We start from the raw sequence: 12,911 nt of genomic DNA, 5'->3' as shown, positions 1-12,911 counted from the left end.
ATGTGCCTTCCACTCTTTTTTTGCCTTAAGAATCATGGCGGACCCTTCTGTTTTTTTACTTGCCAAGCTGCATGGAGACATACTTCACTTCTAAATATTCATCCATGCCGTAGTGTCCGCCTTCCCTGCCTATACCGCTTTCCTTCATGCCTCCAAATGGCGCTTGTGCAGTGGATGGGGCACTGTCATTAATACCGACAATCCCATATTCAAGTGCATCCGAGTAGGCAACCGCCTTATTAAGTGACTCGGTATACACATAAGCTGCCAAGCCAAAATTCGTGTTATTGGCTCGATCTATCGCTTCTTGATCGGTTTTGAATGTACTGACTGGCGCAATTGGCCCAAACGTTTCTTCCTGCATGCACAGCATATCATCCGTTACATTGGAAAGTATGGCTGGTGCTATGAAATGGCCTTGTTGTTCATCGACTTTTGAGGTGTTATGGAGGATGGCCCCCTTACTTGCAGCATCCTCCAATTGAAGCCGAACCTTTTTAACTGCAGCTCCATCTATCAATGGACCAAGATCGGCTCCTTCCATTCCATTTCCAACCTTCAAAGCTAAAACGGCTTGTTCGAAAGCTTGTAAAAACGGCTGTTCAATTGTCTCATGGACGAATATCCTGTTCGCACAAATACATGTTTGTCCAGCATTCCTGAATTTCGATTGAATCAAACCATTTACTGCTTCTTCGATATTCGCATCCTCAGCAATGATGAACGGAGCCAATCCACCGAGTTCAAGCGAGACTTTTTTCACTGTTTCTGCCGCCTTTTTCATTAAATATTTCCCTACTGGAGTGGAGCCGGTAAATGTGATCTTCTTAACACGTGAATCATTCATCCACACGTCTGATACATCTCCCGGTTTTTGTGTAGTTACAATATTTATCACACCAGCCGGAATGCCCGCTTCATGAGCACTTTCAACCAATAGCAAAGCTGTCAAAGGCGTTTGTTCCGCGGGTTTTATGACCACGGTACATCCCGCAGCAAGAGCTGGCGCCACTTTTCTCGTGATCATGGCAGCAGGAAAATTCCACGGGGTAATGGCAGCAATGACACCGACTGCCTGCTTTTGCACTAAAATACGCTTTGATGCAACGGAGGCTGGTATGATTTCCCCATAGTTGCGCTTTGCTTCTTCAGCGAACCATTTCACGAAACTTGAGGCATACTTCATTTCACCTTTTGCCTCTGCCAATGGCTTTCCTTGTTCCAGGGTCATGATCGTTGCGATTTCATCCAGCCTGTTCTCAATGATGGTGTACCATTTCTCTAGTAATTCCGCCCTATGGTATGCACTCGTTTTCGACCAAGTCAGAAAAGCAGCTTGAGCTGCATCCACAGCAGCCTTTGCCTCTTTTTCGTTAGCGTCCGGAACATAGCCCACAGGCTCCAATGTTGCTGGATTTTCCACTACAAAATGACTTTCTGTATGAATAGGTGCGCCATTAATATAAATTGGCCATTTTTCCACTACTTTTTTCATGATGCCTTACTCTCCTCTTCTTCTCCATGATCTGTAAAAGTCTTATCATTCTCTCCTTTGAAAAAGTCCTTGCCATATAATAGGACACATAATAGAATGCCTGCAGCAAACGCCATGCCAGCACCTTTTATAACAAGGATGGCAGCAACGACACCTGCAATTCCGAGGTCGCGTTGGCTCTTCGCCTGCATCACGCCTACGCGTACGCTAACATATCCTTGAACCAAAAGCGTCAAGGCCAAGGCGACACCGAGAATGGGTTCCACCAGGCTGACTACCGGCAATAGGAATAACCCTGTATTCGTACCCCAACGGAACGAGCCGGCACCGCCGAAGAAAGAATTCATCGCTTTCTTGCCATTCTTGAACCGTTCCACAACCACGACCTGCATGGCTGCCCACAACGGACCGCACATTGTTATATCAGGTCCGATAAAACTCATGATCACATTTCGGCCGCCAAAAATTAAATGGGCTCTGTTTGGATTATAGTCCACCTTTTCATCTTCCCTGACCTCATCGGATTCAGAAAGCAGCGCTTTTGTTTTGAGCACATCCCCGAATACGACTAAATAAGTAGCAAAAACAGCTGGAATCGCACTTAAAAAGAAGGTCAAGGCAGGAAAACCTAAACCGAAAACAGTATAGTCTGACCATAGCGTAGCAAAATCCGGACTGCTGAATCCCCATTGGATATCAGGCCATTTTGCTTCTCCAAAAATCGGGGCTACAAAGACCGCGAGTAAAATTGCCGGCAATATCCCTAAATTCCCTATGAATACCCAAGCTTTATTTCGCATTTTCAATTTTCCAAAACTTTTCGAAAAAAGCAGATAAAAAGCAAAGCCGATACAAATGCTAATTGTATAAGGAAATAAATCAAACTTTCCACCCACTTCAAAAATGGAAACGACAGCACCAATACCCGCCCCTAAAATAATGCCTGATTTGATTGCATTCGGCACTAGTCGCACGACCTTACTGGCAAGTCCGGTCATTCCTAGCAATATCGATAAAATACCTAATGTTAATTGAAACGCAACCAGTGCATAGACCCGATCAGGCCCCTCCGGAAATTGCCCGACGAATAATACAAGCAATGGAACCGCAGGTGTAATCCAACCTGGTATAACCGGGTCCCCGAGTAAATGATGCGCCAAGTATAATAATCCATTCAAGATAACGACGGCTAGAGCCACGTCAAAAGGCATACCGAGATGGTCTGCAAGCAGCGTTATCGCTCCAAGGTCAACTGCACACATCAATAATCCTTGAACGTAGTCAGGCCACTCAAAACGATAATGGACAAATGGCAGTCTAATCTTAAAAGGTCCCGCAGGTATATACGATGTCTCTTCTCCGTAGCGGCGTTTTTTCCATTTCATAATGTTTCCTCCACTTAAAAGCCATAGGCTGAACGGTATATTTTTTCGATATCCCGAACGTTTAATGCACGGGGATTATTGCGAAGTAAACGGACTTGTTTGATGGCTTCGGCAGCCATTTCACTTAAAGCCGATTCAGGAATCTCAAATTCACTTAGTGACTGTGGTATATCAACATAGCGACATATTCTGGTCATCGCTTCTATCGCTTTATCCGCTGCCTCATCATCATTTAAATGATTGACTTTCTCTCCAAGTGCTTCAGCAATGTCGCGAAACCTTTCCAAACAGGCAATTTTATTCCACTTCATGACAAATGGCAGTAATAATGAATTGCTGACTCCATGTGATAAATGGAAGCGGCCTCCAAGCGGATAAGCTAAGGCATGAACAGCTCCAACACCTGCATTGCCAAAAGCTAACCCTGCCATTAGGCTTCCAGTAATCATCGCTTCCCGTGCTTCCAGATTATCCGGCGCAGCATAAGCCTTTGGTAAATGTACAGCGATTAACTTCATGGCCCCAATTGCCAAGGCATCTGTAACGGGCGACGCAAATTTGGAAATATAGGCCTCTACGGCATGAACAAGTGCATCCACTCCGCTCGCAGCAGTCACACTTGGCGGGCAAGTCAGCGTCATGACGGGTGATACAATCGCTACATCCGGTAAAAGGTACGGACTTACGATTCCCTTCTTTACCTGTTCTTTCTTGTCCGATAAAATCGAAATATTCGTCACTTCTGACCCGGTCCCTGCCGTCGTGGGTATAGCTATTAAAGGGAGACCTGGAACTTCAATCAAGTTCGTACCGAAATAGGTCTCGATGCTGCCTGAATTCGTAGCCATGACAGAAGAGGCTTTTGCAATATCAATCGCACTTCCACCTCCTACCGCAATCAGTCCATCATGTTTTCCGTCCTTGATTGTCCGTACACAATGCTCAACGATTTCAATTTCCGGTTCTGGATTCACATCCGAGAAAATACCGTATGCTGATGAAAGTAAATCCTCAACCCTTTGTACAACCCCGGCACCCACTAAAACTTTATCTGTAACGATCAACGGATTCCTCATCCCTAATCGCGTAGCCTCATCAGTCAGCTGCTGTAAAGAGTCTGCTCCTGTCACCAATTTGTTAGCCATAGAAAAAATAGAAATATTCATGGTTATCTCCCCTTTCATGTTTTTACTAATGCAGGAATCATGCCAAAGTGAAAACGCTTAATTCATAAGGGAGATACCCTTTTTTTCATGGGTAACAGGATCAATAATGAGTAGAAATCAAATCAAAAAAACTAATTCGATTCGTTTTCTAATCGAATGTGAAATTTTTTCATTTTTTGCACCAAAGCGCTTTGACTGATATCCAAAGAGATGGCGGCGGCCCTTGTAGTCCCATATTTTTTCATCGCATTCAATATCAGTGAACGCTCCAGCTCGGAAACGGCTTCCTTCAAAGAATGTGTTGTCGTTTTTTTTGATAAGACCGGCTGGATGAAAGATGGTAAATTAGGTAAATCAATCGTATCATCATATGTCGTGACGACCAGCCGCTCTGCAAGACTCGCAAGCTCACGTATATTGCCAGGCCACGAATAGTTCGTCAGCCATTCATAGCATTCCGGTGTCATCTTTTTCTTCTCTTTATATTTTTCATTGAATTTTTTCAAATACATTTCTAAAAGCGGGATCGTTTCTTCCTTTCTCTGGCGTAAAGGCGGGACTTCAAAGGAAACGATATTAAGCCGGTAATAAAGATCTTCGCGGAAGGATCCTTCTTGCACGAGGGAGGCCAGATCACGATGGGTGGCTGTAATTAACCTGACATCCACTTCTTTCATTTCGGTAGAACCCACTCTCATAAACTTGTTTTCTTCTACCACTTTCAAAAGTTTCACCTGTAACTCTAAAGGTAAATCCCCAATTTCGTCCAAAAATAACGTGCCACCATTCACTTTTTCAAAAATCCCCATTTTTCCATTCTTAAGGGATCCGGTAAATGCCCCTGGTTCATATCCAAAAAGTTCAGATTCCACCAAGTTCGCTGGAATGGCTCCGCAATTTAATTCAAGGAAAATTTTTTCCTTTCTGGAGCTTTTGGCATGTATGTACTTGGCGATTAAACTCTTCCCTACTCCCGTTTCCCCCTGTAACAAGATCTTCGCATCCGTTTTAGCCACTTTATCAGCCAGTTTGAATAAAGGAGTTGTAGAAGGACCAATGATTATTTCCTGTAAATTGACCTGTTCCGATCCAGGCAATAATTGGGAAATAGGTTGGAAAGATAACTTTTGGCTGTCAATCGTATACTTCATCCGGATTAATTCAGTAATATCCCTGACACTATTTATGACAAATATGACTTCATTCTGTGGCGATAGAATAGGTGTGGCCGATACGATAATCTTCCTTCCATTTCGAATTCTTTGTGTCAAAGTAACTTGATTCTTCGTTCGAATGGAATCCAATGAAGCTGAAACAGATATCATACCTTGCTCAATTAAATAACTCATCGGTTTTCCGATGATTTCCTCTTCTCTTATTCCAGTAATACGTTGATAGGCTTGATTGATAAATAATGTCGTTCCATCACCATCCGTGATATACACGCCATCATACAGAGCATTAAAAACAACCCTGCATAAATCACTCTCAAAGAATGCTTGAAATTGATCATATGGTATTGAGTAATTCCGTAAATTTTGCAGCGGTGCATTAACCGTAATGAAATGAGAAATGGGCTTCGTCAAATCACTCTGCTGCACTGCCGCTGATAAAGCCTCTATTGTCAAAAATCCGATGAAATCCTCTGAATCATCCAAAACTTCCACTTCAGTGCTTCCTATCGGGAAACAAGATATTGCTTCCTCCACTGTCATATCCGAATAAAACTTAGTCATCAATATCCACTCCCTGGCTGGCCTTTAATATTTGATAGAACGATTCCTCCTTGATTGAAGACTTTTTGAAGGTCCTGTCGGCTTCCTAGTCTTTTCATATTAAAGAAGGCAATAAACTTATTAACTTATATTGTGTGAGCATTATTGTAATGTTTTTTCCTTTTTCTTTTTAATGATACTATGTACGACAATCAACGACACCAAGAATAAATGCTGTACCGGTAAAACGATTCAATCTCATTGCCCTATTTCTGATTAAAACGATAAATAGCAATGGTATGTTACTTTTATCATATCAATGGTGTTTTTTATGCTCAAATCCATTTTCAATCATCATAGGAAAACTTGTCCTTTTGTTGCATAATAAAAATGCCTACGAAATGGCTCATTCCTTGAGATTTTTTAATTTCAGATACTTTAAGGGTTAAGAACTATTTGTTAAGTGTTTTAAAAAGTTTCTCGACAATTTGAAAAAACCTAATCCGTATTTGGATTAGGTTTCAGATTGTAGACAAATTGAACGTTGATTTCCTCTCCAGGCACTCGCTTTCCGCGGGCGGTCCGGGAGCCTCCTCGGCACCTTTGTGCCTGCGGGGTCTCCCTTGGACGCGCTTTTCCCGCAGGAGTCTCGTACCTTCCGTTCCAATCAACTGGAATGTTTTTTAGAAAAAATCTAAGTGAACTGACTTTTCTTGAATTAATTTATTGTCTGACCGGGCCGAATGCTCTCACTCTGACCCTTGATTTTTAAAAAATTTGGTTATACTACATGATTTTTTACTTTTTTATTAGTAATGCAACCTTACTGGATTTCTGAAATCAACCGGAACTTTTTTGAAGGTTAGTAAAATCTGATCTGATTTCCTCTCCAGGCACTCGCTTTCCGCGGGCGGTCCGGTAGCCTCTTCGGGGCGCCCTTTGCGCATGCGTTGTCTCCCTTGGACGCGCTTTTCCAGCAGGAGTTTCATACATTCCGTTCCAAACAACTTTGATAGAACTCTTTTAGTAGGTTAAAAGCTTAAGGTGATGTGTATGCTTTTTAAACATGATTCTATTCCGAGATCAACTTGAAATGATTACTTTAGCCAGCGAACCTGCCATTGATTAACCTTGGACAAAATTTCAAAGGAAATTCCATAAGGGGGCGATATTTTTCACTTCCGGACCCCTTTGGTTAAATTATGGTAAGTAGTTTGTCTCCTCTCTAATCATATGATTATTTTGGAAACCAGCCGACGGGTTTTACATCGAGATTGATGTTGATTTGTTTAATTTCCTGGTATTCGTCCAAACCGTATTTTCCTAAACTGCGTCCAATCCCGCTCTGTTTGTAACCGCCCCATGGTGCCTCGACATATGTTGGATGATAATCATTTACCCATGTGATGCCTGCCCGTACCTTCTTGATCACACGCAATCCTTTTGCTCCATCGTTCGTGAAGACGCCGCCTGCAAGTCCGTAGTCTGTATCATTTGCCAGTTTAATAGCTTCTTCTTCATCTTTGAACTTTTGAATGACAACGACTGGACCGAAGATCTCCTCTTGTACGATGCGCATGTCAGGTGTTACATCGGTGAAGACAGTCGGTGCAATGAAGTACCCTTTGTCAAGACCGTCATCAACAAGACGGTACCCGCCTGCCGCAAGTGTCGCACCTTCCTGTTTGCCGATTTCAATATAGTTCAAAATGCTAATCATTTGTGCTTCGCTGACAATGGCCCCCATGTTGCTGTCTTCTGCAAGTCCAGGTCCAACTTTAATTTTATTTGCGCGTTCAACATAGCGCTTTACATATTCATCATAAATACTTTCTTCAACTAGAATTCGGCTGCCTGATGAACAAACTTGACCGGCACCGAAGAAGATGCCAAATAATCCATAATCGACGGCTGTCTCTAAATCTGCATCTGCAAAAACGATGTTAGGTGATTTACCGCCAAGCTCAAGGGAAATTTTCTTTAAGTTGCCCGCTGCCGCCTTCATGATGGAGCGCCCAACATCCGTACTTCCTGTAAATGAAACAATGTCAACATCGTTGCTTTCCGCGATGGTTTGACCGACAACGGTGCCGCGGCCCATCACCATATTAGCCACACCTTTCGGGATGCCTGCTTCCTCCAGGATTTCGAATAATTTCATTGCTGTTACAGGTGTTACTTCAGCCGGTTTATATACAATGCTGTTTCCTGCCGCAAGCGCCGGTGCGATTTTCCAGACACTCATTAGAAGTGGGAAATTCCAAGGTACAATCAAACCGGCTACACCTACTGGCTCACGAACAACCATCGCTTGCACGGGTGCGGGAACTTGATACGTTTCCCCTTCTGGATGAAGGACCAAACCAGCGTAGTAACGGAAACACGCGGCGGCATCAGCAATATCGAAACCTGCCTCTGCTTTAAGTTTCCCGTTGTCCATTGTTTCAAGAATCGTTAACTCTTCGGCACGTTCATCAATTTTATCAGCGATTTTATATAGGTAGGAAGCACGCTCCTGTGCTGTTAGGCCAGACCAGATTCCACTTTCAAAGGCTGCCTTCGCTACTGAGATTGCCCTTTCTGTATCTTCTTTGGTGGCACGCGGAGCTTTTGCGATGACTTCCTGTGTTGCAGGATTGATTACCGGGATTACTTCATTTGAAGATGAGGTCTGCCACTTACCGTCGATGTAATTTTTAAGCTCTAATACTGCCGTTTCTAATATTGTCATGTTTCATTCCTCCGGTTTTCATTATTTTTTTATAATCTGTACGGGATTTAATCGTTACAGTTTTAAGACCAGTCTGTCGTCCTTCGCACGTGAGCAGCATGTCAGGATTGATTTCCGTGTTTGACGGTTTTCTTCGCTAAGGAAGAAATCACGGTGATCCACTTCACCTTCTGCAACATCCACCTCACAACTTCCGCACCCGCCTACTTTACAAGAATAAGGTGCATCGATTCCTTCCCTTAAAAGCGCATCAAGCAGTGTTTCACCCTCCTGAACGCGGATGGACCGATCGCTTTCCGTAAGGTCAACGATGAAAGGATTTCTCGCCCCATCATTTTTTGCCGCAAATAATTCGAAGTGGATGGCATGTTCCGGATAACCATAGGAACTGGCAGCTTTTCGATACTCTTGCACCATCTCGATTGGTCCGCAAAAATAGACGTGCGTGCCAATGCGATGATCCATCATCGTCTCGGGCATCATTCTGCGTTTGTCTTCTGCCTGTGAAAAATAAAAGGTGCATTGATCATTGTATTTGGCTTTCAGCAGATCATAAAAAGCACATAACTCCGGAGTGCGTGCAGCATAATGGAGTTCGAAGGTTTGCCCTTCGGCGGCCATGTCTTCCATCATTGCCAGAAAGGGGGTTATGCCGATTCCAGCTGCATAAAAAGCATGATGCTTAGCTCGAAAGCTGAGAGGGAAGTTATTTTTAGGAAAACTGACTTCCAACCTGGAATCTATCTTTACTTGATCATGCCAGAAAGCCGAACCTCCGCGTGATGCCTCATCACGCCGAATGGAAATCGCATATTTATTGCGGTCCCTTGGGTTGCTGATAAGGGAGTACTCTCGCTCGAAAATCTTATCTCCAGCCGGCATGTAAGTGGTCAAATGCGAACCGCCTGTAAATGCAGGCAACGGCTTTCCATCAACTGGAATCAACTCGAACTGTTTCACGAATGGAGTTTCTTGAATGATCTTGTTTACTTTCATTTGAATATTTCCTACTACCCGCATGATGATCAGCTCCCTACTTCTTCTTTTCCGATCGGGATGTATGGGTAACCAATATAACCTTCCCGTACGATTGAATAAAAAGGACCTATTTCAAGACTGGCTTTGCAATGGTCACATTCTGCAATTTCTGATTCTTCTTCGACTTCCGACACTTCGAAACATTTCATGCAATATACGTAACGTCGTTTAGGCCCGATAATCACCGTCTGGATCTCAGCTTCAGATAGACCAGCCTCCACTCCGAGCGAGAAGATCATCACGGCATTGTTCCATGCAGCCGCAATATAAAATTGGGTGCCCATCTTTTGTGACAGTATGACTCTCTTAATCTCCTCTTTATCTTCCATTCCGTTAATGGATAGACATTCAATAGGCACTGTACCTGCAATTTCAGAAGTGAAACTTTTCGCCTGATCATATCCGGCTTGATCGGAAATGACGACAAACTTTCTTCGTTCATTCCGAGGGGTAAATTTGTTTACGATCGTAATGGATTTATCAAACAATACTGGACTATTGTACAAGGCCCTATCCTCCTACTTATTGTTTATCTTCGCTTTTTTCTTTTCATCGATACTCCTCAAATATTCGACCGATTGTGGTAGGAATGGGGCAATTCCTTTGTATTCAGCCATTGGTCCGGGAATATCCTGCAGTACGCTATATGTTAGATCAAACCACTCCTGGCGCAATGTCAAATCCTCTAGCGGCAGGAATTGAGTATTCAATACGAATAGAATGGCGTTGCTTCGTGGCATGCGATAAAATTTTTGTTCTTCAACACGCAAACGAACAAGTTTACCTGCATTTTCCTGAGTTATTTCAGAACGTTGCGGTCCCCAGACATCCATCGTTTCATAGTTGACATCCCAACGGTCCGCCATCAGGTTCCAATTGATGCGTGTCCATGGCTTTCCTGGCTCGATGGATAATAAAAACTTACGAACGCGATCTGCGAGTTCATCTCCTTTCCGTGATACGAATGGAACAGGTGCATGTATCTCATCAAAGGACATCCCTTTATTCCAGTTAGCCGAGAAGAGTGCAGCGTATGAAACTTGACCCACTTCCAAATAGAAATTAATATCGCGATGAACCATTAAAACAAAATCATTATGGAAATGGCGGCCTATATAGTCAAGCGGCTCATTTGGAAGCGTGCTGGCATCGCCATACACGAATGAATCGGTTTCCCCGAAAATGTGGTTCTTGAAAGTCCATTTGTCACCATCTTTAATGACCTCGAAATGCTCCGGATAGCGATCAGCTGCCATGTCAATCAGCATTTCCAACACTTCCCATTGCATTTCCATTGTGTGTGAAAAAGATTGAAACCTTATATGCGGCTGTTCTTCAAGGAGACGACGCTTCGTTTCCACTTGGAGTTTGTATTCTGGTGTAACTTCAATACAGTTAACGTTTGAGAGTTTTTTCAAGTCGTTTGAATAACGATAGTTACCTGAAGTGAATGGAAATGGGAATGTATCTAAATCTGTTGTTTTGAAATCTAAACTTTGTGTAAACATTGAACAATCTCCTCTCGTTCCCTAGATTCTTTAAAGTGAGTTTTTTTCTACTTAGCTTCCTTTAATTCCACGGATGGACGCACCATGTCAACTTCATAACGGAAAATGTATTTAGATGAAACATAGTAGGTGACTAAAGCGACAAAGTATGTTGGAATTCCGGCAGCTGTATAAAGGAAAAAGTCACTTGCTTCAAAAGTCAATGGATTATAGAGTGCCCAGTAAACGATCGTTCCAATGACCACCGTGAGAACGGCAGACGGGTTAATGCCTTTCCAATAAGTATAAGAGCCTTGTGTGTCATACAAATCCCTTATTGAAATGCGTTGGCGCTTTACAAAAAAGTAATCTGCCACGACAATGCCGCCAAGTACAGCCATAATGAAGGAAATGACAGCAATGAATGAGCCAAATGCATCGTAGAACGTTGAGCTTAGAAGTAAGAATATAGTCGGTACGGTCGTTCCCATCGCAATCATCCATGATTTTTTCGGGAATACAGTTTTAAAGCTGACAGCTTGTGAGTACATAAGGAAAATGGCTGCACCGACATTCCCTACCGAAAGTAAAATCAAGCCAATGAAGCCGCCCCAACTTCCTGCGATGGAAAACATCCAGTCAGAAGGATTAAGTGAACCAGCGACTAATGCAGCAAGGGCCCCAACTAAAGCAGCGATACAGACGATGATTCCATAGCTGTAGAATCCCGCTTTAAATGCGCCTCCTTCTGTTTTGGACAAACGGCTGTATTGGCCAAGATACGGAAGCCATGAAAAGCCGAGACCGATATTTAATTCCAGGGCTGTCGCGAATGAACGAGAAGTCGTTTCAAAGGGTTCAGAAGGAAGTATATGGGCAACTTTCGTGAATCCCTGTCCAAACAAGACAATTGCGAGAAGGCCAAACATGAGAACCATAAAAACCGGCACGGCCACTGCGGTATATTTTTGAATCGCTACCGGTCCCCTCACGGTTACAAGAAATGCACAGATAAAGAGTAATATCGAGAAAAACGGCGCCCCCATTGCTTGGCTTGAAAAAATTGCGGGCATCCCCAGCCAATTAGCAGCCTCTGCCAACGCCTGGCCGGACATAAAGAGCGCAATGGAAATGTAGCCGAGGGTCAAAATAAGAAAAACAAAGAAAAAGATATTGGATCCTAAATAACCAAGTGAACTTCGAAACCCTACAAAAGTGTCTATGCCATAACGCGCAAAATAAAGGGTAATGGGAACAATCAACAGCATAGGGAAGGCGTTACCGAATAAAATCGCTGCAAGTGACTGCTTCGCGTCAAGCATTGTACCTGTATATCCGCCAGTCAACAGCCCAAAAGATGAGAGGCCAATAACAACTTGAACTAAAATTAAATCCCGTAGGTTAAAAATCCGGTCGTTTTTACTTGCCGGTAAGAACCCAAAGGCCACATCCTTTGAAATGGAGGATTTCTCTTTGCTCACACGCTTCTCTCCCAACTATTAAAATAATGATTGTATGGCTTGGAATGAGGCTGTCATTGTTCTTCGTGACCTAGACAACATTTTAGACAAATGAATAGATTAGGTAGGCGATGATTAAAACCATGAAAAAAATAGAACCTGTCGCATCACTCCATTTCATTTTTTCGATTTTCACGGCATCTTCCTGCTCATACGCATTGATCCGCTCATTCAAATCTGAATATAGATTTTTAATAAAGGGATCTTCAGAATTGATATTCTGTTGGAACTGATTCTCTTTATTCAAAATCGCTTCTCCCTCCTTTGCAATCATGCTTTCTAGTCCCTTCTCTTTACTTATTGCAATAACCATGCCAATCAGAAAGCACTATGCTAACAGGGTTTTCAATAGGAAGAATATTCATTTTTGAAAC

The 12,911-nt window shown here is 43.0% G+C and carries 10 protein-coding genes; all 10 read right to left on the bottom strand.

All coding sequences use genetic code 11. The features are described 5' to 3' along the window. Window positions 1–55 precede the first annotated feature (55 nt). The 10 genes from AC3WLU_RS22810 to AC3WLU_RS22765 all read right to left on the bottom strand — a co-directional run bounded on the left by AC3WLU_RS22810 (window position 56) and on the right by AC3WLU_RS22765 (window position 12,811). Window positions 56–1,495 (bottom strand): NAD-dependent succinate-semialdehyde dehydrogenase, encoded by a 1,440-nt coding sequence (locus AC3WLU_RS22810; RefSeq protein WP_440439254.1) that lies wholly within the window; start codon window positions 1,493–1,495, stop codon window positions 56–58. Further along, entirely contained in the window at window positions 1,492–2,880 is a 1,389-nt protein-coding gene (locus AC3WLU_RS22805) for a solute carrier family 23 protein (protein WP_145504752.1), read from the bottom strand. Before AC3WLU_RS22805 ends, AC3WLU_RS22810 begins: the two co-directional genes overlap by 4 nt. 14 nt (window positions 2,881–2,894) lie before the next feature. Then, complete coding sequence (locus tag AC3WLU_RS22800) at window positions 2,895–4,046, bottom strand: iron-containing alcohol dehydrogenase (RefSeq protein WP_328110415.1); 1,152 nt, start codon at window positions 4,044–4,046, stop codon at window positions 2,895–2,897. A gap of 131 nt (window positions 4,047–4,177) precedes the next feature. Further along, window positions 4,178–5,782 carry a sigma-54 interaction domain-containing protein gene (locus tag AC3WLU_RS22795; RefSeq protein WP_492597983.1) on the bottom strand — a complete coding sequence of 535 codons (1,605 nt, stop codon included), beginning with the start codon at window positions 5,780–5,782 and terminating at the stop codon, window positions 4,178–4,180. A 1,216-nt stretch (window positions 5,783–6,998) separates the two neighbouring features. Beyond that, window positions 6,999–8,492 carry an aldehyde dehydrogenase family protein gene (locus tag AC3WLU_RS22790; RefSeq protein ID WP_492597982.1) on the bottom strand — a complete coding sequence of 498 codons (1,494 nt, stop codon included), beginning with the start codon at window positions 8,490–8,492 and terminating at the stop codon, window positions 6,999–7,001. A gap of 54 nt (window positions 8,493–8,546) precedes the next feature. After that, window positions 8,547–9,512 carry a PDR/VanB family oxidoreductase gene (locus AC3WLU_RS22785; protein ID WP_492597981.1) on the bottom strand — a complete coding sequence of 322 codons (966 nt, stop codon included), beginning with the start codon at window positions 9,510–9,512 and terminating at the stop codon, window positions 8,547–8,549. Window positions 9,513–9,517: 5 nt separating this feature from the next. Then, a complete protein-coding gene (locus tag AC3WLU_RS22780) occupies window positions 9,518–10,036 on the bottom strand; it encodes a hypothetical protein (RefSeq protein ID WP_098865360.1) in 519 nt (172 codons plus the stop codon). Window positions 10,037–10,048: 12 nt separating this feature from the next. Continuing rightward, window positions 10,049–11,038 (bottom strand): heme-dependent oxidative N-demethylase family protein, encoded by a 990-nt coding sequence (locus AC3WLU_RS22775; protein WP_492597980.1) that lies wholly within the window; start codon window positions 11,036–11,038, stop codon window positions 10,049–10,051. A gap of 47 nt (window positions 11,039–11,085) precedes the next feature. Continuing rightward, complete coding sequence (locus AC3WLU_RS22770) at window positions 11,086–12,498, bottom strand: purine-cytosine permease family protein (protein WP_098865362.1); 1,413 nt, start codon at window positions 12,496–12,498, stop codon at window positions 11,086–11,088. Window positions 12,499–12,580: 82 nt separating this feature from the next. Then, window positions 12,581–12,811, bottom strand: a complete 231-nt coding sequence (locus AC3WLU_RS22765; RefSeq protein ID WP_268565511.1) for a hypothetical protein — start codon at window positions 12,809–12,811, stop codon at window positions 12,581–12,583. Between the last annotated feature and the right edge of the window lie 100 nt (window positions 12,812–12,911).

This window comes from Peribacillus sp. FW305-BF15, from assembly GCF_058783805.1.
This window is presented reverse-complemented; position numbering and strand designations above follow the sequence as displayed.